Raw genomic sequence first — 25,555 nt, forward strand, 5'->3', positions numbered from 1 at the left:
ACAACGGTTCTCGATAACTTTTTCTTTGACCTGATTTTTTAAAATTCTATTTAGCAACTGGCCCTTCTTATTTACGGATATGGTCATAAAATGTTGACACAGGTCAAAGGGCAGTATATAATGAAAGACGATATGTGTAACAAATGGTTACAAATAGTTACTACGGAAAGGACAATTCCATGATACGCTTTGTGGACGTTTGTAAGGAATACAACAACGGAACAAAGGCCATAAAAGGTCTGAATTTGAAGATAGAAGACGGAGAATTTGCCTTTTTGGTTGGCCCTTCTGGATCTGGTAAGTCCACCATCATCAAGCTTTTAACGGCGGAGGAATTTGCTACACAAGGTCGAGTGATGGTGAATGGTTACAATTTGAATAACATCAAGCGGCGTCAGATTCCCCAGATGCGCCGTACCTTGGGTGTCATCTTCCAGGACTTCCGTCTCATTGATAAAAAGACGGTGTGGGGAAACCTGGAGTTTGCCATGCGTATCATTGGCGCTACCAACCGGGAGATGAAAAAGCGCATTCCCTATGTGCTGGACCTGGTGGGCTTGAGTGACAAGGCCAATGTACGCCCCACCGAGATGAGTGGTGGTGAGCAGCAGCGTGTGGCCATTGCCCGGGCCCTGGTGAACAATCCCCAGATGATTATTGCCGACGAGCCCACGGGTAACCTGGACCCCCAGCGTTCCCTGGAGATCATGACCCTGCTGGAGCGCATCAACGCCATGGGCACCACCATGCTGGTGGTTACCCACGAGCGTGATCTGGTCAATCATTTTTCCAAGCGTGTGGTGGCCATCCAAAACGGAGAACTCATCAGCGACGAACAGGGAGGCTACTACAAACTATGAAGAGACGGCGTTTGAACATAGGTTACTTTGTCAGTGAGGGATTTCACAGCATTTTCTCCCATGGACTGATGTCCTTTGCCGCTGTATGTATGATTGTGGCGTGCTTGCTTATTATGGGCTCCTTTGCCTTGCTGGCCACCAACGCTGACAAGATGATGGGACAGCTGGAAGATGAGAACGTCTTTTACGCATACATCGACGAGAACTACACCGACGAGCAGGTGGCCGCCTTGGAAACCAAGGTAAAAAACCTGGACAATGTGGCTTCGGTGGAGTTTGTCACCCGGGAGCAGGCCAAGGAGGAGTATCTGGCCGGACAGACCGGTGAGCTGTACGCCAACATGCCCGATGAAGTGTTCCGGGATCGTCTGGTGATTCATGTCTACGACCTGGAGCTGTTTTCCAAGACGGTGGAGCAGGTGACTCAGCTGGAGGGCGTGGTCAATTACAGCGCCGAGCAAGATCTCACCGACGCCTTCATCACCATTCGGAATGTGGCCACGGCAGTGGCGGGCGTACTCATTGCCATTTTGGCGGCGATCTCTCTGTTCATCATTGCCAACACCGTGCGTCTGGCCGCCTTTGCCCGCCGGGAAGAAATCGCTATCATGAAGATGTGTGGCGCCAGCGATGGATTCATCCGTTGGCCCTTCGTTATTGAGGGAATTATTTTGGGGTTGTTTGGCGCAGTGCTGGCCTTCTTCCTCCAGTGGGGCATTTACGCGGGCATCTACGAAGCTGTGATGTCCAGCAGTGCCTCCACCATCGTCATTCCTGTGACATTCCAGTCCATTTGGTATTGGGTGTTGGGCATCTTCGCTTTGGCTGGTGCCTTCATCGGTATGTGTGGTTCCGGCTTTGCCATTCGCCGGTTCCTGCGTGTGTAAAAAGGAGAATCGTGATGAAAAAAACAGGAATCAGAATTTGTGTACTGCTGCTGGCTGTAGTCATGCTTCTGTCTGTGCTGATGCCTGCCATGAGCACCCTGGCTGGGGCAGTGACTGCCAGTGATATCCAGGATATCAAAGATAATCTGAGCGATGTAAAGAGTCAGAAGGAGTCGTTGGAAACTCAGCTGGAGGAAATCCGCAACGACAAGGAGGCCACCGAGGAGAAGGTGGGGCTGTTGCAGGAGCAGATTCTCCTTACCGAGCAGCAGATTTACGAAAGCCAGAAGCTGCTGGACAACTATGATCAGCAAATTGCAGACAAGAAAGCGGAGATCTCCAAACTGGAGGAGCAGGAAGCCAGCCAGTATGAGGAGTTTTACACTCAGACCCGCTGGATGGAGGAGAACGGCGGTACTTCCGTGATCTCCGTGCTGTTCCAGGCCTCCAGCTTCTCCGAGTTGCTGGACACCCTGATGTTGGTTACCGACATCATGAACTACAATGACCGCATCATCACTCAGCTGGAGCAGACCCAGGCCGATTTGGCCCAGGCTCGGGATGAGCTCCAGACCGCCCGTGACGATCAGGCAGCTACCCAGGCTCAGATGGAGAGCGCCAAGGCAGACCTGACCAGCCAGAAGTCTGAGGCGGACAAGTACTATCAGCAGCTGGTGGCCGATGAGAAGGACTATGACAGTAAAGTGGCTGATTTGGCCGCCGATCTGGAGGACATCCAGGCAGATCTGAAAGACGCAGAGGAAAAGTATCAGCAGCAGCTGGAGGAAGCCCAGAAGCCTTCTCCTCCCCCCAGCAATGGCGGTGGCAATGGTGGTGGCAGCACGGGCGGCGGTGGCTCCGTGGTGGACCCCACCGGCACTTGGTATTGGCCCCTGCCTGGATACTATTACATCTCTTCCGTGTATGGCGGTCGGTATAACCCCATCAGTGGTGTTTGGGAGACCCACAGAGGTGCAGACGTGCCTGCTCCTGGCGGAACACCCATTCAGGCTGCCAGCTCTGGTGTGGTGACCACAGCCAAGCACGGACCGTCTTACGGAAACTATTGCGTGATCTACCACGGCAATGGATACGCTACCCTGTATGCGCACATGCAAAGTCTGCCCAACGTCAGCGTGGGCGATGTGGTGAGTGCTGGACAGGTAATCGGTTATGTGGGTTCCACCGGTGATTCCACCGGCAACCACTTGCACTTTGAGTTGACCATTAACGGCAGTTTGGCCAATGCATTGGACCTCTATCCCAATTTGAGCTTTAGCGGAATCTGAGTCTTCGCAGAGTATTCAGACGATTTCGATATGGGGTGCAGAGAAATCTGCACCCCATATCTTTATATCTTGAAATGCGGGGAAGAATGCCTGCATAAGCATAGACCCAAGGAGGTAATCGCATGGAGGAACAACGAACACGGAAACGACTGCCGGGATGGGCGAAAATCGTCCTAGCCGTGGTGTTGACCCTGGTGGTGACGGTGACAGGTGCACTGTTGCTGCTGGGACGTAGCGGCGTCGCCCTGATGCAGGGGTATTTTCTGGCCAAGTTTGCCTTTGTGGAGACGGACGCCGATTTGAACCAGGCGGTGGACAAGGCCCTGGACGGGTTGGTGGAAGGGCTGGGAGACCGGTGGTCCTACTATCTGGACCCGGAGAGCTATCAGTCCACCTTGGAGAGCCGGGCCAACAACTACGTAGGCATCGGCGTCACCGTCACCTATGACCGGGAGGATGGCCTTCTGGTCCAGGGAGTGACGGAGAACGGCCCAGCCCAGCAGGCGGGCGTGGTGGCCGGCGACGTCATCACCCATGTGAATGGCACCTCTGTGGCCGGGGATGCCCGCTATGAGGCCACCAACCTGATTGCGGGAGAGGAGGGCACCCAGGTGGAGCTGACCCTGTTGGGGGAGGACGGAAGTTCCCGCACGGTGACCTGTACACGCCAGACCTTGAAAAGCGAGTCGGCCAGCAGCAAGCTGCTGGAAGGGGGCGTGGGCTATGTACGCCTGAACAACTTCTACTCCGGCTCAGCGGACAGCCTGAAACAGCAGGTGGAGAGCCTGAGGGAGCAAGGGGCCACCAGTTTGGTGCTGGATGTGCGCAGCAACCCCGGCGGCTACGTGGCGGAGCTCATTGATATGCTGGACTATCTCCTCCCAGAAGGCCCCATTTTCGTGGAGCGGCCTCGGTGGGGGGTGGAGACGGTGCATGAGTCGGACGCCTCCTGTGTGGACCTGCCCATGGTGGTGCTGGTCAACGCCGACAGCTATTCCGCCGCCGAGCTTTTTGCCGCCCAGCTGCGGGAGAGTGCTCAGGTGCCCATTGTGGGCGAGGTGACCTCGGGCAAGGGATATTCCCAGATTACCTTCCCTCTGGCCAACGGGGGCGGCTTAGGGCTGTCTGTGGCGGCCTATTGCACTGGCAGCGGTCACTCCCTCATCGGGGAGGGTATCACCCCCGATGTGGAGTTAGCCCTGGACACCGCGGACGGCACCGACAACCAGCTACAAGCGGCGCTGGATCTGCTCCAGAAATAAAAAATGGCCACCGGCATAAGCCGGTGGCCATTTTGTTTGCAGTTATGCGTTGCGCAGGAAGATGATGCCCAGGGTGTTGGGGCCGCAGTGGCTGGAGATGGTGCAGCCTGCGGTGGCCTCATAGATATCCTGGAAGCCGTAGCCCACCAGGGCGGCCCGAACGGACTCCACCACGCTCTGGTCACAGCGGGTATGCACCAGGAACACCCGGTCACGGCTGATGTCGTTGCGGTCTGCCACCCGCTCTTTCACGTAGTCCAGCAGCACCTTGTCCCAGTTGCCCCGGTACTTTTTGGCCACACCCATTTTGCCGTCGGAGACCTGGATGCAGGGCTTGAGTTTCAGCAGGTTGGCGCCCAGAGCTACCACGGCGGAGCAACGGCCACCCTTGGCCAGGTAGTCCAGTTTATCCACCACGAAGGTGGTGTCCACCCGGCTGGTGAGGTTCTCCAGATAGGTCAAGATGTCTGCCACCGGCTCTCCACGGGCTGCGGCCAAAGCGGCCTCCAGCACCACAAAGCCGTGTCCGCAGGAGAGGTTGCGGGAGTCCACCACAAACACGTTGTCAAATTCACCAGCGGCAATGACGGCGTTTTGGTGGCAGGAGGAGAAGTCCTGACTGATGTTGATGTGGATCACTGCCTCGTACTGAGCAGACAGAGCGGAAAACACCTCGGTGTAATCGGCAATGTTGATGGCAGCGGTGGTGGGCAGACTGCCACCGGCAGCCACATGGTCGAAAATATCACCGGGGACGATATCCACCCCGTCCCGGCGTACTTGGCCGTCCAGGTTGATGTAGAGGGGAATGACCGAAATCTGATATTTCTCCAACAGGGCCTGAGGCAGATCACAGGTGCTGTCGGAGGTGATTTTAATAGACATAGAGCGTCCTCCGTCCTCATAAGTATCGTTTTAGAATGCCCAAATATTTTATCATTGATCGGGGCGAAAATCAATGCTGGTTTTTGGAAGCAGGTGGGAGCTTGGGACCGGTGGGACGACTGATTTGGCGGGAGGAGAAGGGGAGAGGGAGCCAGGAATTGGCCTATTACGATGCCCTGCCCCTGCTCACAGTTTGGGTGTGTGCGCCCCCAAACATGGGGGAGTGGCGCAAGGTCCGTCGGCTGAAAAAGGCGGTGCGGGCACTGGCTCAGGCAGGGGTGCGGCAGGTGATTTGGCCGGACAACTGCCCGTGGAGCGCCCGGGAGGCGGGCTTTGCCCCTATCTGGCTGGAGGGGCTGTATCAGGGCATGGCGGATGGGCTGGCTATGGCGGCTTTGGAGAGGGTGGGACGCACCCCAGAGCAGGGGCGGGTGGCCCTGGTGGGGCCAAGGCTTACCGTGGCCTTGCAGCGCACGGCCCAGCGGCTGTGCCCCCGGGTCAAGGGCCTGCTCATCCAGGTGCCGGGACAGGGAGAGGACTATGCCCGGTGGCTCCACGGCCAGTTTGGCCTGCCGGTCTGTCCCATGGCGGCTGGGGCAGATGTGACGGTGGCTTTCGCGCCCCAGGGTCCCCGTTGGGGCCAGTGCCTGGAGGTGTACCAGGGGGGAGGCCTGGACGGACTGCGCCTGGCCTGTCCGGGGCTGGAGCTGCCCCAAGACGTGGAGCAGCAGCTGCTGGCGGTGCTGTGGGAGCGGGGGATGGTGACCCGGGACCAACTGGTGGTGGCGGAGGACGGTGGCCCTTGACACCCCCAAGGGGGCGTGGTAATATACTGGGGTAAGTAAATATCGCTGAGAACGCTATGAAGTAGCACATGTGAAATCCATCAGAGAGGCCCTGTCACCGGCTGAAAGCAGGGCTGGGAGGAAACTTGTGTGAAGTGCAAGCGGGAGCGAGGGGGACATGGGTGCCCTCCGGCTGGGCCACGTTACGGCCTGTGAGTGACAAACGAGAGTGGAACCGCGAGTACATCGCCTCTCATACCTTTGGGGTATGAGAGGCGATTTTGCTTCCCAAACTGATGAGAGGAGGAGTACCCTTGACCCGATTGGGAGAAACTTTACGGGCGTATCAGGCCAGAGACCCGGCGGCCAGAAGCCGACTGGAGATCTTTTTGCTCTATCCCGGCGTGCACGCCGTGCTCTATCATCGCCTGGCTCATTTTCTCTATGTACACCATTTGAAGTTTTTGGCTCGCTTTGTGTCCCAGTGGAGCCGATTCTGGACGGGCATTGAAATCCACCCCGGGGCCAAGCTGGGCCGCCGTCTGGTCATTGACCACGGCATGGGCATTGTCATTGGCGAGACCGCTGAGGTGGGGGATGACTGCCTCATTTACCACGGGGTCACCCTGGGTGGTACCGGCAAGGACTGCGGCAAGCGCCACCCCACCATCGGCAACAACGTGATGATTTCCTGTGGCGCCAAGGTGCTGGGCCCCTTCCGAGTGGGAGACGGCTCCCGCATTGCCGCCAACGCGGTGGTGCTCACGGAGATCCCCGACCACGCCACCGCTGTGGGCGTGCCCGCCCAGGTGGTGCGGGTCCGTGGTCAAAAGGTCAACTACACCGACACCGTAGACCAGACCAGTGTCAACAACCCCACGCTGGAGAAATTGGGCGTGCTGGCGTCCCGAGTGGAGATGCTGGAACGCGAACTGAATCAAATGAAACAAAAGGAGAGTTAAACCATGTATCTATACAATTCCGCCACCCGCAAGAAGGACGAATTTCAGACCCATACCCCCGGCCGGGTAGAGATGTACACCTGCGGCCCCACCGTGTACCACTTCGCCCACATCGGCAACCTGCGCTCCTACATCATGGAGGACGTACTGGAGAAGTACCTGCGCTGGGAAGGGTATGACGTGAACCGGGTGATGAACATCACCGACGTGGGGCACCTGGCCTCCGATGCGGACACCGGCGAGGATAAGATGCTCAAGGGTGCCAAGCGGGAGCACAAGACCGTCATGGAGATCGCCCAGTTCTATACCGATGCCTTCTTTGACGACTGCCGCAAGCTGAACATCAAGACCCCCGACGTGGTGCAGCCCGCCACCGGACTCATTGACGAGTTCATCCACATGGTGGAGACCCTGATGGAAAAGGGCTATGCCTACTTTGCCGGCGGCAATGTGTACTTTGACACCTCCAAGCTGGACCACTACCATGTGTTCCACGATCACGACGAGGAGGACCTGGCCGTGGGCGTGCGCGAGGGCGTGGAGGAGGACACCAACAAGCGCAACAAAAACGACTTCGTGCTGTGGTTTACCAAGTCCAAGTTTGAGGACCAAGCCCTGAAGTGGGACTCCCCCTGGGGTGTGGGCTATCCCGGCTGGCACATCGAGTGCTCCGGTATCTCCGCCAAGTACAACGGCGAGTACCTGGACCTGCACTGCGGCGGCGTGGACAACGCCTTCCCCCACCACACCAACGAAATTGCCCAGTCTGAGGCCTACTTTGGCCACCCCTGGTGCAAGCAGTGGTTCCATGTGGCCCACCTGAACACCAACTCCGGCAAGATGTCCAAGAGCAAGGGCGAGTTCCTCACCGTCTCCCTGCTGGAGGAGAAGGGCTATGATCCCCTGGCTTACCGTTTCTTCTGCCTGCAAAGCCACTACCGCAAGGGCCTGGTGTTCTCCTGGGAGAACCTGGACAACGCCGCCACCGCCTATCAGAAGCTGGTGAAGAAGATTGCCGCCCTCAAGCCCGAGGACGGCCAGGTGGACCAGGCTGTGGTGGAGGAGTACCGCACCAAGTTTAAAACCCAGGTGGGCAACGACCTGAACACCTCCATGGCCGTCACCTGCCTGTATGACGCGTTGAAGGCCAAGACCAACGATGCCACCCGTCTGGCCATTTTGGCCGACTTTGACCAGGTGCTCTCCCTGTCTCTGCTGGACAAGGCCAATGAGCTGCGGAAGGCTCAGCAGGCCCAGGCCAAGCAGGCTGCCGCTGGGGAGTTCACCATCCAGGGCGAGGGCGACCCCGCCATTGACGAGCTGGTGAAGGCCCGGGCGGAGGCCAAGAAGGCCAAGAACTTCGCCGAGGCCGACCGCATCCGGGACGAGTTGAAAGCCCAGGGCATTGAGGTTACCGACATGCCCAACGGGGCCAGCTGGAAGCGAATTTGAAGTAAGAGGAGGGGCGGGGCGTGAGCCAGACCCAACAAGAATCACACAACCACCTGGAGGGGACCGTCACCGCCATCCTCTTTCGCAACGAGGAAAACGGCTACACGGTGTTGCGCCTGGACAGCCCCGACCGGGGCGAGGTGACCGCCGTGGGCTGTATGCCCGGGGTGGCCCCCGGGGAGACTTTGGAGCTGGAGGGCAGCTGGAGCCGCCACGCCAGCTACGGGGAGCAGTTCAAGGCGGAGGCCATCTACCGACGTATGCCGGTGGGGGAGAAGGCCATCTATGAATACCTGGCCTCGGGCGCCGTGAAGGGCATCCGCATGGGGCTGGCCCGCCAGATCGTGGATAAGTTCGGGGCTCAGGCCCTGGAGATCATCGAACACGCCCCGGAGGAGCTGGCCCAAATCCGAGGGGTGAGCCTGAAGCGAGCCCGCACCATCAGTGAGGGCTTCCGGGCCCAGATGGGGATGCGCAACCTGGCGGAGTTTCTCACCCAGCACCAGCTGCCCCTGGCTGCCGCCATGCCCCTCTACCAGCGGTTTGGAGACCTGGCGGTGGAGATGGTGCAAAATAACCCCTACCTGCTGGCCGACCGCGGCCTGGACATTCCCTTTTCCAAGGTGGATGCCCTGGCCATTGAGCTGGGAGTGGCGGGGGACGACCCCCAGCGGGTGGAAACCGCCCTCCTCTTTGAGCTGGAGCACAACGCCGACAACGGCCATGTGTTTCTGCCTCAGAATAAGCTGCTGGACGCCACCGCCGCCCTCATCGGGGTGGAGGGGGAGTGCCTGGAGACAGGCCTGGAGGCCCTCATCCAGCGGGGCGAGGTGGTGCGGGAGGGCATCGCCGGGGTTACCGCCTGTTATCTGGCGGGGCTGTACGGGGCGGAGTGCTATGTGGCTATGCGCCTGAGCGAGATGTGTACCATGGAGCTGGCTCCCCCCCACAACCTGGACCAGCTGCTGGAGGATATCCAGCGCCGCCAAGGCATCACCTACGCCCAGCAGCAGCGGGACGCGGTGGAACTGGCGGCAAGCCGCCAGGTGATGCTGCTCACCGGCGGCCCGGGAACCGGAAAGACCACCTCCCTGCGGGGGGTGCTGGCCCTGTTTGACCACCTGGGGCTGGAGACTGCCCTGGCTGCCCCCACCGGGCGAGCCGCCAAGCGCATGAGTGAGACCTGCGGCCAGGAGGCCTACACCATCCACCGGCTGCTGGAGACCAAAATGGACCCCTATACCGGCCAGCTGGCCTTTACCAAGAACCAGGACGACCCCTTGGGAGTGGACGCGGTGATCGTGGACGAGACCTCCATGGTGGATATGTCCCTGATGGCGGCGCTTTTGGCCGCTCTGCGGGGGGACTGCCGCCTGGTGCTGGTGGGGGACCCGGATCAGCTGCCTTCCGTGGGCCCGGGCAATGTGCTGGACCACCTGCTGCGCAGCCATGTGGTGCCGGGAGTGTCTCTCACCGAGATTTTCCGCCAGGCCCAGGAGAGCGCCATTGTCATGAACGCCCATGGGGTGAACCAGGGGGTCATGCCGGATCTCACCAACCGCAGCCGGGACTTCTTCTGCATGAAGCGCACCGACCCGGTGCGCACGGTGGACACCATTGTGGAACTGTGCCAGCGGCGGCTGCCCCAGAACATGGGCATCCCACCCAGCCAGATTCAGGTGCTCTCCCCCACCCGCCGCCGGGAGGCGGGCACTGCCGCCCTCAACCGGGCTTTGCAGCAGGCCCTAAACCCCGCCCAGGACGGGAAAGGGGAACGGGCCTTCGGTCCCTACATCTTCCGGGAGGGGGACCGGGTGATGCAGGTGAAGAACAACTACGACCTATTCTGGGAGAACCCGGAGACGGGGGAGAAGGACCTGGGGGTGTTCAACGGGGACATCGGCGAGATTTTGCAGGTGGACGCCGGGGGCGTCACCGTCTCCTTTGATGGCCGCCTGGTGGCCTATCCCCCCGAGCTGCTGGGGGAGCTGGAACCCGCCTATGCGGTCACGGTACATAAGTCTCAGGGCAGCGAATACCGGGCAGTGATTCTGGCCCTCCAGGACGTGCCGTCTACCTTGCTGGCCCGTGGCGTGCTGTACACGGCCATTACTCGTGCCAAGGAGCTGTTTATTCTGGTGGGCAGCCCGGAACTTCTGGAGAAGATGGTGAACAATGACCGCCAGACCCGGCGGTATTCCGCCCTGCGCACCCGCCTCATCCAGGGAACAGAAGCATGATTTAGGCCCCACGGCAAATGCCGTGGGGCCTTGTTTGTGTCATTGGATGGTACAGGTGATGTCTCCGCTGACGGTGGAGACTTTGCAGGAGCTGCCAGAGGCACCGGAAGGGACGTCCACATCCCCGCTGACGGTTTGGGTGGAGAACGTTTTATCGGTGCGCAGGGAGGCTTTCACGTCGCCACTGATGGTGCGGATGACCAGAGCCTGTGCGTCGCAGTCGGTGAGTGTGACCTCGCCGCTGACACTGTCAATGTCCCAGGTTTCCATAACGGCCACATGGGAAGCGTCCATAGAGCCGCTGGTGCTGGTTAGGGACAAGGATTTGGGTTCCACATGGGTTACTTCCAGATCGCCGCTGACGGTCTCCAGGGCCAGATCGCCGGAAACGCCGGCATAAAATTGCAGCTTTCCGCTGGTTGTGCCCACCTGGGCCTTGGAAAAGGAAAAATTCTCGGGCACGGTAATGTCGCCACTGACGGAATCCAGTTTCAACTGCTCATACTGTGATTGGGGGAGATAAAGGGTGATATCCATGGGCACCAGAGAGAAGCTCACATCGCTGTCCCAAGAGCGGTGGTCACGAAACACAACGTGCAAGGTGTCCTGTTGCACAGAGACGGAGCACTCCAGCTGGTCGTCGGTTGGGTACTCCACTTGACAGGTGCCGTCGGAAGATGGAACCAGATTGACGTTGCACGTCTGGGCATCCACAGTGATGTTGGAAAAAGGCTCTTCCACCATTTGGCCCAGGACGTTGAATTCCTGAAAATCCACAGAAGGGGTAAGGGTTGGGGGGTTCACGGTTTGAGAGGCGAATGGTATGAGGTGTGAAATGTCAAATCGGGCAGCAGCCAACGCCCCCAGAGAGAGAATCAAGCCAAAGACCGTGACGATCAGAGCCCCTTGCAAGATCATTTTTGTGCCACGTTTCATAGAGTAGCCTCCTTTTTTACCACGCGAAACTTCACCGCCAACACAGCCTGTTTGCTCAGACGCAGAATCCAGGCAGCGATTTTACCCGAGGCGAAGAACAGGAAAACAGAGAGTCCTCCACATACCAGCCCCGTGCCCACAAAAAACAGCTGAGGCAGTACTGGTTGGGCGTTGAGTTGGAAGAAAGCGGCCAAGATCAACGCCACGCCGCAGAGCGCCAGGGAGAGGTCCAAGGCATACAGGGATACGATGACCGTCCAGAGTGCGGCATAACAGGCCAACACCACCAGTACTCCGGCAAACAAAAGGGGAACCCACACCGGAGACCCCAGCACCAACAGCACGATTTCCCATGCTTTCAGTGGACGCTTGGGCTTAACTTTGGCATGGACCAACTTGGGCAGCGGTGTTTCGGAGAGAATTTGGGCCACGATGTCATGCACAGAGCCCACATCCGCCACGGCCTCAAACTCTGTCATCCCCTCTTCCATCCGGTCTTCGATGATTTCAGAGTAAAAGTCCAGCCAATGCTGTACATCTGCCTCGGGCAACCCAGCTAAACCCGCGTGAAGGGCGGCCAGAAATTCCTTTTTATTCATGCTCCTCTCCCTCTCTTGCTATAAAGTGATAGATGGATACAATTTCCTCCCACTCGGCCTTAAAATCTTCGATGCGCTGAAGCCCTGCGGGGGTGATGTGGTAGTACTTGCGCAATCTGCCGTTGTGTTCCGCCGTGCGCACGGTGAGCAGTTGGGAACTTTCCAGGCGGCGAAGGATAGGGTACAGGGTGGACTCGGAGATCTCCACATAGGGCTTCATGTCTTTGATGATCTGATAGCCATAGGAATCTTCATTTTTAATGGCCGCCAGAACACACACGTCCAGCAACCCACGTTTCAACTGAATATCCATGGAATACCTCCCTTCACACAATACTATGCCACACATAGTATATACTGTCAAGAGAAAAGCCATGAAAATTGGGAATTATTGAAGCTTGTCATTTTCCCTGCAATCTGCTATGATATGAAGTCGAGACAGAAGGGAGGGAACGAATATGCTGGCACAGATGATGAAATTTTCTCATTTGGCCCCTTTCGTTTCTTTTCCATATGAGACAATTACCTGGGTTGGGTGATTGTCTTTTTTTCTGTGTATTCAAAGAGAAAAGGAGAGAACGACGTGAACAACCATCAAGCGCCCATTCAGGACGCCCGCACTTTGGGCTGGCCCAAGATGCTCATTCTGGGCTTGCAGCACATGTTCGCCATGTTCGGCGCCACTGTGCTGGTGCCCATGCTGGTGAGCAATTCCTACGGTCTGCCTCTGTCCATCCAGACCACCCTGTTTTTTGCCGGTATCGGCACCCTGTTCTTCCACCTGTGCACCAAGCTGAAGGTGCCTGCCTTCCTGGGCTCCTCCTTCGCCTTCCTTGGCGGTTTCCAGGCTGTCAGTGAGCTGTCCGCCGGCAAGTATGCCGACATGGCCGCTGCTGAGAAGCTCCAGTATGCCTTGGGTGGCATTGTGGTGGCTGGCCTGCTGTACGTAATCCTGGCTGGCATCATCAAGCTGGTGGGTGTGCAGAAGGTGATGCGCTTCCTGCCCCCCGTGGTCACCGGCCCCATCATCATCCTCATCGGCCTGAACCTGGCCCCCTCCGCCGTGTCCAACGCCTCCACCTGCTGGTGGCTGGCCATTGTGGCCATGGCCATCATTGTGGTGGCCAACATCTGGGGCAAGGGCATGATTAAGATCATCCCCATCCTGCTGGGTGTGGTGGGCTCCTATGTGGTGGCTGTGATTGCCAACGCCTTTGGCGCCACCGCGGTGGACGCCGCTGGCAACGTGGTGCCCCTCATCGACTATTCCGGCGTGGTGGGCTCCCAGCTGGTGGGCATCCAGCCCTTTGTCATCGCCAAGTTTGACTTGACCTCCATCTTCGTCATGGCCCCCATCGCCATTGCCGCCATGATGGAGCACATCGGCGATATGTCCGCCATCTCCGCCACTGTGGGCAAGAACTTCCTATCCGACCCCGGCCTGCACCGCACCCTTATTGGTGACGGTATTGCCACCTCTCTGTCCGGCCTGTTTGGCGGCCCCGCCAACACCACCTATGGTGAGAACACCGGCGTGCTGGTGCTGTCCCGGGTCCACGATCCTCGTGTGGTGCGTCTGGCTGCCATCTACGCTGTGGTACTGTCCTTCAGCCCCGCCTTTGCCGCTGTGGTCAACTCCATCCCCACCGCCATCATCGGCGGCGTGTCCTTCATCCTTTACGGTATGATCTCCGCCATTGGCGTGCGTAACGTGGTGGAGAACCGGGTGGATTTCACCAACTCCCGCAACCTCATCATTGCCGCTGTCATTCTGGTGTGCGGCCTGGGCTTCACCGGTGGCATCTCCTTTGCCATCGGCGAGATCCACATCACCCTCACCAACCTGGCTGTGGCCGCCATTGCGGGCATTGCCCTCAACGCCATTCTCCCCGGCAAGGATTACACCTTCGGTGCCGACGTCACCGAGGGCCGCGCCGGCGACTTTGGCCGTTACTAAGCAAACGCATCTCCAAACAGTTCGGGCGGTGTCCGGCCAAGCAGGCCGGACACCGCCTATTTTGCTGGAGAAAAAATTTTTCAAAGAGGCTGTAAGATTTTTCGGGTTCCCCAGTCTTATGGTTGGAAGGAGGTGATGGTGTGACAGAGTTTGAGGAAATTTACCGCAGGTATTTTCAGGATGTATACCGCTACATCATGCGTCTGTCCCAGGATGAGCACGTGGCCGAGGAGATCACCAGTGAGACCTTTTTCAAGGCCATGGATGGGCTGAAACGCTTCCGGGGCGACTGTGAGGTGCGGGTGTGGCTGTGTCAGATCGCTAAAAACAGCTATTACTCTTATCAGAAAAAGAATAGCCGCACCCGGGGCATGGATGATGCGGCATGGGCCAAGTTGTCCACTCAGGAGGAATCTCTGGAAGAGCGCTGGGAGCGGAAGGACCAGGCCATGCGCATCCGGAGCGTGCTCCACCAGGTGCCGGAGCCCTACAAAGAGGTGTTTTTGTGGCGGGTCTTTGCGGAATTGACCTTCAAGGAAATTGGACAGATCTTCGGCAAGTCGGAGAACTGGGCCTGTGTCACCTATCATCGGGCAAAAGCCATGATTCAAAACAGATTGGAGGATACCACATCATGAAACAGGATTGCAGCGTAGTCCGTGACCTGCTCCCCCTGTATGTGGAGGGTATGGTCCGGGAGGAGACCGGGGCCTTTGTCAAAGAACATCTGGCGGGGTGTCCTGGTTGTCAAAAAGAGTATGAGAAGCTCAAAGAGCCCGCAGTTCTGGAAATGACTACTGCTGAAGCATACAACGACGCGCCTCTGCGGCGGATGAAACGGAAACTGGTGGCCAAACGGGTGCAGACGGCCTTGTTGGCGGGGGTTTTGATGGCGGTGGTTTTGCTCTCCACCTTTGCCATCTGCTCTACCCACCAGTATATCCCCTATACCCAGGATCTACTGGAGGTGACAGAGCTGGATGACGGCAGCATTTCCGTTATCTTCGACCCAAGGGTGCCACATATCGAGGTGTTTGCCACGCCCGGAGAGCAGGGCGAGGTGGTATACCGCATTCAGGCGTGGGCGTATCCATGGGAAGGGCAAGAGGTCCAGCGGGAGGCACAGTTCTGTGTGATCTCCGATATGGACACCTCCCAGCTATCCATTTACTACGTCCAGAACAATGGTCAGGAGGATGTCCTCATCTACGGTGAGGGAACGGATGGGGGCACTGTGACCCTGCCCAGACTGGTGTTGGGATATTATCTGATACTGGCCGTCGGGGTATTTCTGGTGTTGCTGGTGGTGCTGCTGGTGGTGTGGAAACAGCCCCGGGCCCGCCGATGGGTGGTGCGGGGGTTGCTGCTGCCGGTGTGCTATGTGGCGGGGCACCTGATTGTCATGGGGCCTGCCACCCTCTCTTATACAGCGACCCGGGACTTCATCCTGATTGTGGCCATTGGAACGCTGCTGTACTGCGGGGCGTTGCTGGTGGAAGGTGTGTACCGCCTGTGGAGAGAGTGGCACACGGCCACCTAGAGCCAGGAGATCGTGGTTGACAAAACTCTGATATTTTAGTATGATAAAGCGCAGAGAAATCTGCGGTCTCGTTCAAAGGGGAGCGTGCGCCGCACCAAAGGAGAGAAACACCATGAAGAAGCCGTTCCTCACCCTGGCCCAGGCCAAGGAAATCCGTGAGACCTATCCCACCCCGTTCCACATCTACGATCAGGCGGGGATTGAAGCCAATGCCCAGAAGCTGTACCAGGCCTTCTCCTGGAATCCCGGCTTCAAGGAATATTTCGCCGTCAAGGCCACCCCCACCCCCGGCATTCTGAAGCTGCTCCACGCACAAGGGTGTGGCGTGGACTGCTCATCCCTTACCGAACTGATGATGGCCGAGCGGTGCGGCTTTACCGGCCATGAGATTATGTTCTCCTCCAACGAGACCCCTGCCGAGGAGTTCCGCTATGCCCATAAGTTGGGGGCCATCATCAACCTGGACGATCTGACCCACGTGGACTTCCTTTATGACACCCTGGGCGGTGTCCCCGAGACCATCTCCTGCCGCTACAATCCCGGCGGCACCTTCACCCTGGGGGAGAGCAAAGAGGGCTTCCAGGTCATGGACAAGCCGGGGGATGCCAAGTATGGCATGACCAAGGAGCAGATGAAGCAGGCGTTTACTCGCTTGAAGGAGTTAGGGGCCAAGAACTTCGGCATCCACGCCTTCCTGGCCTCCAACACCCTGTCCAACGACTACTATCCCGCCCTGGCCCGGGTGCTCTTTGAGCTGGCGGTGGAGCTGCAGCGGGACACCGGTTGCCACATCACCTTCCTCAACCTATCCGGCGGCGTGGGCGTGCCCTACCGCCCCGAGCAGCCCGCCAACGACATCGCCGTCATCGGCGAGGGGGTACGGAAAGCCTACGAGGAGATTCTGGTGCCTGCTGGTATGGGAGACATCTCCCTGTGCACCGAGCTGGGCCGCTTCATGCTGGCTCCCTATGGCCACCTGGTGACCACTGCGGTGCATGAAAAGCACATCTACAAGGAGTACATCGGGGTGGACGCCTGCGCGGCCAACCTGATGCGTCCCGCCATCTACGGGGCCTATCACCACATCACGGTGCTGGGCAAGGAAGATGCTCCCTGTGACCACGTCTACGACGTGGTGGGCTCCCTGTGTGAAAACAGCGATAAGTTTGCCATTGACCGTGCTCTGCCCCAGATCGACAGGGGAGATATCCTGGTCATCCACGACACCGGCGCCCACGGCTTCGCCATGGGGTACCAGTACAACGGCAAGCTGCGCTCGGCAGAACTGCTGCTCCGCCCCGACGGCTCGGTGGAGCTGATGCGCCGGGCGGAGACCCCCGACGACTACTTCGCAACTTTGGTATGGTAAGAGAAAATCCCGCTGGGACAAAACCCAGCGGGATTCTTTTAGTCTTTTTTCAAGCGGCGCAGGATGGCTTGCTCCACCTGGTCTCCATACCGCATGGCCACCAGGAATATCGCCAGCCCCACCAGTCCCATGAGGGCCATACCCCAAGGGGGCACAGACAGGGTGGAGCCGCCCACGGCGCAGGCCACCAGCAGGCCCCAGGGCCGGGCCACCAGGCAGAGGAAGAGGAAGCGCTTCCAACTCAAATCGGTGAGCCCCGCCAGGATGCACAGCAGGTCGTCGGGGAAGAAGGGGAAGAGGAAGGCCAGAAACAGGAACACATCCCGCTTACGCTCTATAAGGTCCAGATACTTGTCCGACACCTTTTCACCCACAAACTGGTGGACGAATTTTTGGCCCAGCATCCGGGCCAAGAGAAAGACAACCACCGAGCCCAGCACCACCGCGCCCCAGGTGAGGAGAAAGGCGGGCCAGAACCCAAACATCACAGCCCCCACCAGGGCGGTAATGTTGCTGGGGATGGGGGCGACGATGACAGAAATGAGCTGAATGGCAAAGTACATTAGGTGGGACCAGGGGGAGTAGCTGGCAATATAGGCCTCCATGGCCTCCTTGGAGTGGAGAGTCTGGAAAAAGCCGGTGGCATACAGGGCGTACACCGAGCCGCCCAGCAAGGCCAGGGTAAAAAGCCACAACAGGGCCTGTTTCAAACGTGGGTTCACAACATTCTACCTCCTGGGAGAAGATAGGAATATTGTAGCAGATGGCGTCGAAAATAAAAAGACGACAAACCGTTAGGATTTTATCAAGAAATGGTTAAGATGTGAGAAGAGCCGCCCCTGCAGGGGCGGCTCTTCTTTGCCGTGTGAGATTAGTCGATGGCGGTGACCTGGTATCCGGCCCCCTCCACGGCGGCTTTCAGAGTGTCGGCAGACACGTCGCCGGTGACGGTGGCGGTGCCGCTGGCCAGATCCACCTGGGCGGAGACACCGGGGATGGCGTTGAGGGCCTGGGTGACGTGGCTCACGCAGTGGGGGCACATCATGCCCTGGATGTGGATGGTTTGAGTCATAGTAGGTTCTTCTCCTTTCAATGTACAGCAGGTGTTGTTACATACCGCTGGGGTATTCGATTGGGTGGGGCGAAAGCGGCGCAGCCGCAGGGCGTTGGTGACCACGCACACCGAGCTCAAACTCATGGCAGCTGAGGCCAGCATGGGGGAGAGCTGGAGGTGGAACAGGGGGAAGAACACCCCTGCAGCCACGGGAATACAGATGGCGTTGTAGCAAAAGGCCCAGAACAGGTTTTCCTTGATGTTGTGCAGGGTGGCTCGGGACAGGCGCACGGCGGTGACCGCGTCCAGCAAGTCGCTCTTCATCAGTACCAGGTCGGCGGAGTCCAGGGCAATGTCCGAGCCTGCCCCAATGGCAATGCCCACCTCGGCCCGGGCCAGAGCGGGGGCATCGTTGATGCCGTCGCCCACCATGGCCACTTGGTGTCCCTGGGCTTGGAGTTGTGAAATGTGGCCCTCTTTCTGGGTGGGGAGCACCTGGGCGATGACCTGAGAGACCCCCACCTCCTGGGCAATGGCCTGGGCGGTGGCGGGGTGGTCGCCGGTGAGCATCACCACCTCCAGCCCCAGCTTACGCAATTCAGACACCGCCTGGGCGCTGGTGGGTTTTACGGTGTCCGCCACTCCGATGACACCCACCAGGGTGGTACCCTGGGCGAAGTACAGGGGGGTGTGGCCCTTTCCGGTCAGCTCATTGGTGCGCTGGGCCACAGGGGACAGGTCCACCCCCGCCTCTGCCATCATGGCCCCGTTGCCCGCCAGGAAGGGGAGACTCTGGAGGGTTCCGGTAACCCCCTTACCGTGGACGGCCTGGAAGTCTGCCACCTCTTGAAGGGGCAGATTTTGGGCCTGTGCGTGAGCCACAATGGCCTGACCCAGGGGGTGTTGGGAGGGGTGCTCCAGGCTGGCGGCAATGGTGAGCAGCTGATTCTCTGACAGCTGGCCCACCGGGTATACGCCGGTGACCTGAGGCTTGCCCTGGGTGATGGTACCCGTCTTATCCAGCACCATGCAGGTCACCTTGCCCAGCTGCTCCAGGGCCTGGGCAGACTTGATAAGAATGCCGTTTTGGGCGCCCACGCCGGTGCCTACCATAATGGCCACGGGGGTGGCAAGCCCCAGAGCGCAAGGGCAGGAAATCACCAGCACCGCCACGGCAGAGGTGAGGGCCTGGGCCACGGTGTGGCCGGTGACCAGCCATGCCACGGCGGTCACCAGGGCAATACCCATGACCACGGGGACGAAGATACCAGCCACCCGATCTGCCAGCCGGGAGATGGGGGCTTTGGAGGAGGCGGCCTCCTCTACCAGGGCGATCATCTGGGACAGGGTGGTGTCCTGGCCCACCTGGGTGGCTCGGACGGTGAGCATACCGGCCCCGTTGAGACAGCCGGACATGACCCGGTCTCCCTCCCCCTTGTCCACAGGAATGGACTCGCCGGTGAGGGGGGATTCGTCCACGCTGGACACCCCAGACACCACCACGCCGTCCACCGGAAGGGCAGAGCCGGGGCGAATGAGAAACAGGTCTCCCACCTGTACCTCCTGAGTGGGGATGGTCACCTCTTGGCCGTCCCGCAGCACCGTGGCGGTCTTGGGGCTCAGATCCATGAGCCGGGCAATGGCCTGGCCGGTCTTGCCCTTGGAGCGGGCCTCCAGGAACTTGCCCAGGGTAATGAGGGTGACGATCATAGCCGCCGACTCAAAGTACAGATCCATGGCGTACCGCTCCACCAGGGCGGTGTCTCCGTGGCCCAGCCCCCAGCCGATGGCGTACAGGGCGGCGATGCCGTAGAGGACAGCGGCGGAGGAGCCCACGGCAATGAGGGAATCCATATTGGGGCTGCGATGCCACAGGGAGCGGAAGCCGTTGATGAAATAGGTCCGATTGATGATGAGAGAGGGCAGGGTGAGCAAAAACAGGGTGAGGGCATATACCATGGCATTATGCGTGCCGTGGAAAAAGTGGGGGATGGGCCAGCCCATCATGTGCCCCATGGACAGATAGAACAGGGGGAGCAGAAAGACCAGGGAGGAGAGGAAACGCACCTTCATGGACTTCTGGGCATCCGAGGCGGGAGCGGGTGTGGGAGCGGATTTCTCGCCCATCACCGTGGCCCCGTATCCAGCCTTGGCCACTGCCTCACAAATTTGCTGGGCGGTGAGGGGCTCTGCATAGGTCACCGACATGGAGTTGCCCAGCAGGTTTACCTGCACGTCCAGGACCCCTTCCAACCCCTTCACCGCCTTTTCCACATGGGCAGAACAGGCGGCGCAGGTCATGCCGGTAACGGAAAAGCGCTGTTTCATGGCAAGGCCTCCTTTAGAGTAGCTTGCCCAGGGCGGCCACCAGCTCGTCCACCTTCTGAGCGCGCTCCTGGGGGGTGTCTGCCTGCTCCACGCAGTGCTTTAAGTGGGCGGTGAGCACCTCTTTGTTGGCCCGGCGCACCAGGGCGTCCACGGCTAAAAGCTGCTGGGAGATATCCATGCAGTAGCGGTCCTCTTCAATCATGGTCAAAATTCCGTCCAGTTGTCCACGGGCGGTTTTCAACAGGCGAGTCACGGTTTTGGCATCGGCCATCATGACACATTCCTCCTTACACTTTGAATAATACCCCCCTGGGGGGTAGGGTTATCCTAGCACAAAAGTAGGAGAAAGTCAAGAAAAAAACGGTGTCGCAAAAGGTACTCCTTTTGCGACACCGTGGAAGGTTAGCCCTCCAGCTTGCTCTGGGCCTTAGCCAGGAATTTCTCCCCGTTGATGATAAAACGCTCATGGGAGCCGGAACCGATCTCCCCGCGCTCGTCAAAGGCGCGGACCTGGAAGGTCACTTTTCGGCCTTCCACACAGGTGACCACGCTCTCGGCCCATACCTTCATGCCCACAGGGGTGGCAGCGGAGTGAGCCACATCCAGGTGGGTGCCCACAGAGCCCTCGCCCTCATTCAAGTGGGGTGTCAGGGAGGTATAGGCGGCGTTTTCCATCAGGGCCACCATATGGGGAGTGGCAAACACGGGTACCAAACCAGAGCCGATGGCCGTGGCGGTGTTCTCGGTGGTGACAATGGTTTCGGCGCGGCCTTTCAAGCCGATTTCAATGGACATGAGGGATTCCTCCTTGTGTAGTGTCTGGACCCAGTGTACTCGATTTTTGCCCTCTTGGCAAGAAAAATGAGCGGCGCCTTTCGGCGCCGCTCCAATCAGGTCAAATTAAAGGCCAAGCTGAATCCACAGATCGTTGTACAGAGTGCGGGTCTCCTCGGGGAGCACCACGTAGTTCTCGCACTTCTTGAGCACGTCGGTGGAGGGAGCCATGATGTTGTACAGCTCCATGTCCAGCTCCTCGCCGTAGGTCTCCTTGTAGTACTCGGGGTATTTCTCCAGAGCCTCGGTGTTGGGAGAGGCGTACCAGATGTAGTCCATGTTGGCCAGAGAGGAGTCGGTGGAAGCCAGGAAGTTGATCCACTCTTCGGCCTCAGAGGTATGCTGGGCGTTCTTCAGAATGCACCAGGCATCCACAAACCAGTTGGCGCCCTCCTCGGGGAGCACATAAGCCAGATCGGGGTTGTTTTCATACATGGTCAGGTAGTCACCAGCGTAGTAGGTGGCGATGGCAGCGTTGCCCTGCTCCATCTTGTTGAACACCTCGTCCATGACCTTGCCCTGGAAGATGCCACGCTTGGCAGCGTCGGCGATGAGCTCGTAAGCCTCGCGGATCTCGGTCTCGTTGGTGGTATTCACGGAGTAGCCCAGGTAAATGAGGGCATTGCCGAAGGCGTCCCGGGAGTTGTTGATGAGCAGGACGTTACCCTTGTTGGCATCGTCGTACAGGGAGGACCAGCTGGTGATCTCGCCGTCCACCATGGTCTTGTTGTAGATGATGCCCAGGGTACCCCAGGTGTAGGGTACGGTGTACTTGTTCTCGGGGTCAAAGGCCAGACCCTTGAACTCGTCGCCAATCTTCTCGTAGTTGGGGATGTTGTCGTAGTTCAGGGGCTGGAGCATGTCCTCCTCAATGAGCTGGGAGATCATATAGTCGGAGGGGCAGATGACATCGTAGTTGGCGCCGCCGGTTTTCAGCAGGGAGTACAAAGACTCGTTGCTCTCGGCGGTCTGGTAGTTGACCTTGATGCCGGTCTGCTCCTCGAATTTGGTAATCAGGCTCTCGTCGATATACTCGCCCCAGTTGCACACATTGAGCACCCGATTGCCGTCGGTCGAGGTGTTGTTACCGGAGTTGCCGCTGTCGTCTACGCGCTCCACCGAGCAGGCGGTGAGGGACAGGCTGGCTGCCAGAGTGCAGGCCAGGGTCAAAGCAGTGAGTTTTTTCAATTGATCATTCCTCCAAACAAAAATATATTTACCCATGCCCTTTGGGGGCAGTGAGCGCCTCAATAGACCCGCTTGGCAGCGGCTTTTTCCGCCCGGGCTTCCCGGACGTTGACGATGATCAGCAGGGCCAGCACCACCACAAAGAGGATGGTGGATACGGCGTTGATCTCGGGGGTGACACCCTTCTTGGTCATGGAGTAGATCTGCATGGCCAGGGTGGAGGTGGCGGAGCCAGCGGTGAAGTAGGAGATGACGAAGTCATCCACACTCATGGTAAAGGCGATGAGGGCGCCGGAGACAATACCGGGCATGATTTCCGGCAGGATGACCTTGAAGAAGGCCTGTCTCCAGGTGCAGCCCAAGTCCTGAGCGGCATCCACCAGATTTTTATCCATCTGCCGCAGTTTGGGAGCCACGGAGAGGATCACGTAGGGAATGTCGAAGGTAATGTGGGCGATGAGCAGGGTGCCAAAGCCCAGAGAGAGCTGGGGGAAGGTGATGCGGTAGGTGGAGCCAAAGAAGTTCACCAGGAAGCGGTAGTTGGAAGCAAAGTAGTTCCAACCACCCAGCACCGCCACAAAGAACAGACACATGGCCACACCGGTGACGATGTCGGCGTTCATCATGGGAATGTTGTTGATGGTGAGCAGAGGCTCCCGGAACTTCCGGCGCATGGAGTACAGGCCAATGGCGCTGAGCGTACCCACAATGGTGGCAATGATGGTGGCCAAGGCGGACACCAACAGAGTGTTGTACACGCTCTTGATAATCAGCTGGTTTTGGAACAGCTTGGCGTACCAGCGCAGGGAGAAGCCCTTCCAGATGACGCTGGAGTCAGCGGCATTGAAGGAGTAGAAAATGAGCAGCAAAATGGGGGCATAGAGGAAGAAGAAAATCAGACCGATGAAGATCCGGTTGCCCAGGCGGTTTTTCTTATTCATGCTCATAACATCACCGCCTGTTCTTCGCCCTCACCGAAGCGATTCATGACCCACATACAGGCCACCACAATGACCATCATCACCAGAGCAATGGCAGAACCCAGGTGGGGGTTGTAGGCTCCCCCCAGGAATTGCTGCTCGATGAGGTCGCCCAGCAGCATCTGAATGCCGCCGCCCAACAGGCGGGAAATGGCAAAGGTGGACACGGAGGGGACAAACACCATGGTCACGCCGGAGAGAATACCGGGCAGAGACAGAGGCAGGATCACCTTGCGGAACACGGTAGCGGTGTCGGCGCCCAAGTCCTGGGCGGCCTCCAACAGGGTGTTGTCCATTTTGATGAGGGTGGAATAGATGGGCAGCACCATGAAGGGCAGGTAGTTGTACACCATACCCACCACCACGGCCCCCTGGGTGCCGATCATCTTGAAGTATTGAATGTTGGTGCCAAAGACGTGATTGATGAGATCAAACAGGCCTATGGCGGCAAAAAATTGGTTGATAAGGCCATTGTTCTCCATGATGGACATCATGGAGTAGGTGCGCAGCAGGAAGTTGACCCACATGGGCAGCATGATGAGAAGCATAGCCACCCGCTGGAAGCCCTTTCCCTCTTTGGCCATGGCGTAGGACAGAGGATAGCCAATGAGCAGGCATACCAAGGTGGCAATGATGGCCAACTTGAAGGAACGGGTGAAAATCACCGTAAAGGTACTCATGCGGGTGAAGTTTTCCCCAGTGACGGAGAAATCAGCGGTGGTAAAGGCGTAAATCACCACCATGATGATGGGGGCCACCACAAACAGGGCCATCCAGCCCACATAGGGGATGGCCAGGAGGGAACGCTTATTCTTCATGCCCGTTCTCCTCCTCCTCGGGCTCATAGTCCGCATCGCCGATTTCTTCGTATTCCTCGGAGTAGGAGGAGTAGTCACCGAACATGCCGGAGTACTCGCTCTTTTTCATCACGTGGATGGCGTCGGGGTCCAGGTGGATACCGATGACGGTACCCACGGCGTGGAACTCCGTGGTCTGAATCAGCCACTTAAAACCATAGAAATCCACGATGGTGTCATAGTGCACGCCCTTGAAGGTGACGGAAGTGACGGTGCCTTTGAGCTGGCCCTGATTTTCCGCCACGATGTCCACGTCCTCGGGGCGAATAACCACGTCCACTGGCTCGTCCTTGGCAAAACCCTTGTCCAGGCAGGGGAACTTCCGGTTGAAAATCTCCACCACCTCGTCGGCACGCATGATGCCGTCAATGATGTTGGACTCGCCGATGAAGTCGGCCACGAAGGCGTTTTTGGGCTCGTTGTAAATGTCCTCAGGAGTGCCGATCTGCTGGATGCGGCCGCCGTCCATGACCACCACGGTGTCACTCATGGCCAGGGCTTCTTCCTGGTCGTGGGTGACGTAGATAAAGGTGATGCCCATTTCCTGCTGGATGCGCTTGAGTTCGTTCTGCATGTCCTTGCGCAGGCGCATGTCCAAAGCGCCCAAAGGCTCGTCCAACAGCAGCACCTTGGGCCGGTTGACCAGGGCGCGGGCAATGGCCACACGCTGCTGCTGACCACCGGACAGAGCGGAGATAGACCGCTTTTCAAAGCCCTTGAGGTTGACGATCTCCAGCATTTCCATCACGCGCTCATGGATCTCCTGCTCGGGGATCTTCACCTTCTTGGCGGTGGACTTGCCGTTCACCACATTGGTGACGGTTTTGCCCAAACGAAGGCCAAAAGCCACATTTTCATACACATTCAGGTGGGGGAACAGGGCGTATTTCTGGAATACGGTGTTCACCTCCCGCTTGTGGGGCGGGACATGATTAATCCTCACGTCGTCAAATAAAACGTCCCCAGAGGTAGGCGAAAGAAACCCGCCGATGATTCGAAGCGTGGTTGTCTTGCCGCACCCACTGGGACCCAGCAGCGTGAGGAACTCTTTATCATTGATATACAGATTGATGTGGTCCAGCACCACGCCATCGTCGTAGGCCATGACGCAGTCTTTCAGGCGGATCAATTCCTTGGACATTTGTCCTCCCTCATTTCTATGGTTGTTTTCTAAAATGTCAGCTCCCTCGATTTTTGTCCCGGCTAGTGCCCTCCAGCGGACAGCCCAAAAAGGCCCGGGGTTTCACGGATAGCGAGTAAAACTATATTATGTCGATGGGGAAATGTCAAT

Annotated in this window: 24 protein-coding genes; 12 read left to right on the top strand and 12 right to left on the bottom strand. The window is 58.4% G+C overall.

The annotated features are described in order from the left end of the window. The first annotated feature begins 179 nt into the window (after positions 1 to 179). The 4 genes from ftsE to B5G37_RS01905 all read left to right on the top strand — a co-directional run bounded on the left by ftsE (position 180) and on the right by B5G37_RS01905 (position 4,298). On the top strand, positions 180 to 860 hold the full coding sequence (gene ftsE / locus B5G37_RS01890; protein WP_087253219.1) for a cell division ATP-binding protein FtsE: 681 nt from the start codon (positions 180 to 182) through the stop codon (positions 858 to 860). Next, the gene (gene ftsX / locus B5G37_RS01895) at positions 857 to 1,747 is read left to right on the top strand and encodes a permease-like cell division protein FtsX (protein WP_087253221.1); all 891 of its coding nucleotides are present in this window, start codon (positions 857 to 859) and stop codon (positions 1,745 to 1,747) included. Before ftsE ends, ftsX begins: the two co-directional genes overlap by 4 nt. 14 nt (positions 1,748 to 1,761) lie before the next feature. Further along, a complete protein-coding gene (locus tag B5G37_RS15850; RefSeq protein ID WP_087253223.1) occupies positions 1,762 to 3,036 on the top strand; it encodes a M23 family metallopeptidase in 1,275 nt (424 codons plus the stop codon). Between the two features lie 122 nt (positions 3,037 to 3,158). Next, positions 3,159 to 4,298 (top strand): S41 family peptidase, encoded by a 1,140-nt coding sequence (locus B5G37_RS01905; RefSeq protein WP_087253225.1) that lies wholly within the window; start codon positions 3,159 to 3,161, stop codon positions 4,296 to 4,298. 42 nt (positions 4,299 to 4,340) lie between these two features. Here the strand turns inward: B5G37_RS01905 and B5G37_RS01910 are convergent, their stop codons facing one another. Continuing rightward, on the bottom strand, positions 4,341 to 5,183 hold the full coding sequence (locus B5G37_RS01910; protein ID WP_087253227.1) for a DegV family protein: 843 nt from the start codon (positions 5,181 to 5,183) through the stop codon (positions 4,341 to 4,343). A gap of 110 nt (positions 5,184 to 5,293) precedes the next feature. Between B5G37_RS01910 and B5G37_RS01915 the strand changes: the two genes are divergently transcribed. The 4 genes from B5G37_RS01915 to B5G37_RS01930 all read left to right on the top strand — a co-directional run bounded on the left by B5G37_RS01915 (position 5,294) and on the right by B5G37_RS01930 (position 10,622). Next, positions 5,294 to 5,989, top strand: coding sequence for a hypothetical protein (locus tag B5G37_RS01915; protein WP_143482853.1), 696 nt, complete (start codon positions 5,294 to 5,296; stop codon positions 5,987 to 5,989). A 275-nt stretch (positions 5,990 to 6,264) separates the two neighbouring features. Next, on the top strand, positions 6,265 to 6,930 hold the full coding sequence (gene cysE, locus B5G37_RS01920) for a serine O-acetyltransferase (RefSeq protein ID WP_087253372.1): 666 nt from the start codon (positions 6,265 to 6,267) through the stop codon (positions 6,928 to 6,930). 3 nt (positions 6,931 to 6,933) lie between these two features. Then, on the top strand, positions 6,934 to 8,382 hold the full coding sequence (gene cysS, locus B5G37_RS01925; protein ID WP_087253230.1) for a cysteine--tRNA ligase: 1,449 nt from the start codon (positions 6,934 to 6,936) through the stop codon (positions 8,380 to 8,382). A gap of 20 nt (positions 8,383 to 8,402) precedes the next feature. After that, a complete protein-coding gene (locus B5G37_RS01930; protein WP_087253232.1) occupies positions 8,403 to 10,622 on the top strand; it encodes an ATP-dependent RecD-like DNA helicase in 2,220 nt (739 codons plus the stop codon). A 39-nt stretch (positions 10,623 to 10,661) separates the two neighbouring features. Here B5G37_RS01930 and B5G37_RS01935 read toward each other — a convergent pair whose 3' ends face one another. Genes B5G37_RS01935 through B5G37_RS01945 form a run of 3 tightly spaced genes read right to left on the bottom strand, consistent with a single transcriptional unit; the run spans position 10,662 to position 12,470 of the window. After that, the gene (locus B5G37_RS01935; RefSeq protein ID WP_087253233.1) at positions 10,662 to 11,558 is read right to left on the bottom strand and encodes a DUF4097 family beta strand repeat-containing protein; all 897 of its coding nucleotides are present in this window, start codon (positions 11,556 to 11,558) and stop codon (positions 10,662 to 10,664) included. After that, positions 11,555 to 12,157, bottom strand: a complete 603-nt coding sequence (locus B5G37_RS01940) for a DUF1700 domain-containing protein (protein ID WP_087253235.1) — start codon at positions 12,155 to 12,157, stop codon at positions 11,555 to 11,557. Before B5G37_RS01940 ends, B5G37_RS01935 begins: the two co-directional genes overlap by 4 nt. After that, positions 12,150 to 12,470: a PadR family transcriptional regulator gene (locus B5G37_RS01945; protein WP_087253238.1), complete on the bottom strand. Its 321-nt coding sequence runs from the start codon at positions 12,468 to 12,470 to the stop codon at positions 12,150 to 12,152. Before B5G37_RS01945 ends, B5G37_RS01940 begins: the two co-directional genes overlap by 8 nt. Before the next feature lie 324 nt (positions 12,471 to 12,794). Between B5G37_RS01945 and B5G37_RS01950 the strand changes: the two genes are divergently transcribed. From B5G37_RS01950 to B5G37_RS01965, 4 genes are all read left to right on the top strand, one after another. Beyond that, positions 12,795 to 14,114: a uracil-xanthine permease family protein gene (locus B5G37_RS01950; RefSeq protein ID WP_087253374.1), complete on the top strand. Its 1,320-nt coding sequence runs from the start codon at positions 12,795 to 12,797 to the stop codon at positions 14,112 to 14,114. Positions 14,115 to 14,254: 140 nt separating this feature from the next. Beyond that, positions 14,255 to 14,752: a sigma-70 family RNA polymerase sigma factor gene (locus tag B5G37_RS01955; protein WP_087253239.1), complete on the top strand. Its 498-nt coding sequence runs from the start codon at positions 14,255 to 14,257 to the stop codon at positions 14,750 to 14,752. Beyond that, positions 14,749 to 15,654: a zf-HC2 domain-containing protein gene (locus tag B5G37_RS01960; protein ID WP_087253241.1), complete on the top strand. Its 906-nt coding sequence runs from the start codon at positions 14,749 to 14,751 to the stop codon at positions 15,652 to 15,654. Before B5G37_RS01955 ends, B5G37_RS01960 begins: the two co-directional genes overlap by 4 nt. Positions 15,655 to 15,766: 112 nt before the next feature. Beyond that, entirely contained in the window at positions 15,767 to 17,023 is a 1,257-nt protein-coding gene (locus tag B5G37_RS01965) for a diaminopimelate decarboxylase (RefSeq protein ID WP_087253243.1), read from the top strand. A gap of 38 nt (positions 17,024 to 17,061) precedes the next feature. On the opposite strand, the gene B5G37_RS01970 is transcribed toward B5G37_RS01965, so the two are convergent. The 8 genes from B5G37_RS01970 to B5G37_RS02005 all read right to left on the bottom strand — a co-directional run bounded on the left by B5G37_RS01970 (position 17,062) and on the right by B5G37_RS02005 (position 25,405). Continuing rightward, complete coding sequence (locus B5G37_RS01970) at positions 17,062 to 17,745, bottom strand: VTT domain-containing protein (protein ID WP_242962734.1); 684 nt, start codon at positions 17,743 to 17,745, stop codon at positions 17,062 to 17,064. 149 nt (positions 17,746 to 17,894) lie between these two features. Continuing rightward, positions 17,895 to 20,405 carry a heavy metal translocating P-type ATPase gene (locus B5G37_RS01975; protein WP_087253245.1) on the bottom strand — a complete coding sequence of 837 codons (2,511 nt, stop codon included), beginning with the start codon at positions 20,403 to 20,405 and terminating at the stop codon, positions 17,895 to 17,897. Between the two features lie 13 nt (positions 20,406 to 20,418). Continuing rightward, positions 20,419 to 20,679, bottom strand: coding sequence for a metal-sensing transcriptional repressor (locus B5G37_RS01980; protein ID WP_087229000.1), 261 nt, complete (start codon positions 20,677 to 20,679; stop codon positions 20,419 to 20,421). A 128-nt stretch (positions 20,680 to 20,807) separates the two neighbouring features. Continuing rightward, complete coding sequence (locus tag B5G37_RS01985) at positions 20,808 to 21,200, bottom strand: thioesterase family protein (RefSeq protein ID WP_087253247.1); 393 nt, start codon at positions 21,198 to 21,200, stop codon at positions 20,808 to 20,810. A 105-nt stretch (positions 21,201 to 21,305) separates the two neighbouring features. After that, positions 21,306 to 22,427 (bottom strand): ABC transporter substrate-binding protein, encoded by a 1,122-nt coding sequence (locus tag B5G37_RS01990; RefSeq protein WP_087253249.1) that lies wholly within the window; start codon positions 22,425 to 22,427, stop codon positions 21,306 to 21,308. Positions 22,428 to 22,486: 59 nt separating this feature from the next. Next, positions 22,487 to 23,374 carry an ABC transporter permease gene (locus B5G37_RS01995; protein WP_343229677.1) on the bottom strand — a complete coding sequence of 296 codons (888 nt, stop codon included), beginning with the start codon at positions 23,372 to 23,374 and terminating at the stop codon, positions 22,487 to 22,489. Continuing rightward, on the bottom strand, positions 23,371 to 24,225 hold the full coding sequence (locus B5G37_RS02000) for an ABC transporter permease (RefSeq protein ID WP_087253251.1): 855 nt from the start codon (positions 24,223 to 24,225) through the stop codon (positions 23,371 to 23,373). Before B5G37_RS02000 ends, B5G37_RS01995 begins: the two co-directional genes overlap by 4 nt. Further along, positions 24,215 to 25,405: an ABC transporter ATP-binding protein gene (locus B5G37_RS02005; RefSeq protein WP_087253252.1), complete on the bottom strand. Its 1,191-nt coding sequence runs from the start codon at positions 25,403 to 25,405 to the stop codon at positions 24,215 to 24,217. The genes B5G37_RS02000 and B5G37_RS02005 overlap by 11 nt, the downstream gene beginning before the upstream one ends. Positions 25,406 to 25,555: the final 150 nt, after the last annotated feature.

The organism is Pseudoflavonifractor sp. An85 (assembly GCF_002161235.1).
In the GTDB taxonomy this organism is placed as follows: domain Bacteria; phylum Bacillota; class Clostridia; order Oscillospirales; family Oscillospiraceae; genus Enterenecus.

Excerpts from the sequence above, each read along its gene's own strand:
- ftsE (WP_087253219.1), top strand. The coding sequence starts at position 180 with ATGATACGCTTTGTGGACGTTTGTAAGGAATACAACAACGGAACAAAG.
- ftsX (WP_087253221.1), top strand. The coding sequence starts at position 857 with ATGAAGAGACGGCGTTTGAACATAGGTTACTTTGTCAGTGAGGGATTT.
- B5G37_RS15850 (WP_087253223.1), top strand. The coding sequence starts at position 1,762 with ATGAAAAAAACAGGAATCAGAATTTGTGTACTGCTGCTGGCTGTAGTC.
- B5G37_RS01905 (WP_087253225.1), top strand. The coding sequence starts at position 3,159 with ATGGAGGAACAACGAACACGGAAACGACTGCCGGGATGGGCGAAAATC.
- B5G37_RS01910 (WP_087253227.1), bottom strand. The coding sequence starts at position 5,183 with ATGTCTATTAAAATCACCTCCGACAGCACCTGTGATCTGCCTCAGGCC.
- cysE (WP_087253372.1), top strand. The coding sequence starts at position 6,265 with ATGAGAGGAGGAGTACCCTTGACCCGATTGGGAGAAACTTTACGGGCG.
- cysS (WP_087253230.1), top strand. The coding sequence starts at position 6,934 with ATGTATCTATACAATTCCGCCACCCGCAAGAAGGACGAATTTCAGACC.
- B5G37_RS01935 (WP_087253233.1), bottom strand. The coding sequence starts at position 11,558 with ATGAAACGTGGCACAAAAATGATCTTGCAAGGGGCTCTGATCGTCACG.
- B5G37_RS01940 (WP_087253235.1), bottom strand. The coding sequence starts at position 12,157 with ATGAATAAAAAGGAATTTCTGGCCGCCCTTCACGCGGGTTTAGCTGGG.
- B5G37_RS01945 (WP_087253238.1), bottom strand. The coding sequence starts at position 12,470 with ATGGATATTCAGTTGAAACGTGGGTTGCTGGACGTGTGTGTTCTGGCG.
- B5G37_RS01950 (WP_087253374.1), top strand. The coding sequence starts at position 12,795 with ATGCTCATTCTGGGCTTGCAGCACATGTTCGCCATGTTCGGCGCCACT.
- B5G37_RS01960 (WP_087253241.1), top strand. The coding sequence starts at position 14,749 with ATGAAACAGGATTGCAGCGTAGTCCGTGACCTGCTCCCCCTGTATGTG.
- B5G37_RS01965 (WP_087253243.1), top strand. The coding sequence starts at position 15,767 with ATGAAGAAGCCGTTCCTCACCCTGGCCCAGGCCAAGGAAATCCGTGAG.
- B5G37_RS01975 (WP_087253245.1), bottom strand. The coding sequence starts at position 20,405 with ATGAAACAGCGCTTTTCCGTTACCGGCATGACCTGCGCCGCCTGTTCT.
- B5G37_RS01980 (WP_087229000.1), bottom strand. The coding sequence starts at position 20,679 with ATGATGGCCGATGCCAAAACCGTGACTCGCCTGTTGAAAACCGCCCGT.
- B5G37_RS01985 (WP_087253247.1), bottom strand. The coding sequence starts at position 21,200 with ATGTCCATTGAAATCGGCTTGAAAGGCCGCGCCGAAACCATTGTCACC.
- B5G37_RS01995 (WP_343229677.1), bottom strand. The coding sequence starts at position 23,374 with ATGAGCATGAATAAGAAAAACCGCCTGGGCAACCGGATCTTCATCGGT.
- B5G37_RS02000 (WP_087253251.1), bottom strand. The coding sequence starts at position 24,225 with ATGAAGAATAAGCGTTCCCTCCTGGCCATCCCCTATGTGGGCTGGATG.
- B5G37_RS02005 (WP_087253252.1), bottom strand. The coding sequence starts at position 25,405 with ATGTCCAAGGAATTGATCCGCCTGAAAGACTGCGTCATGGCCTACGAC.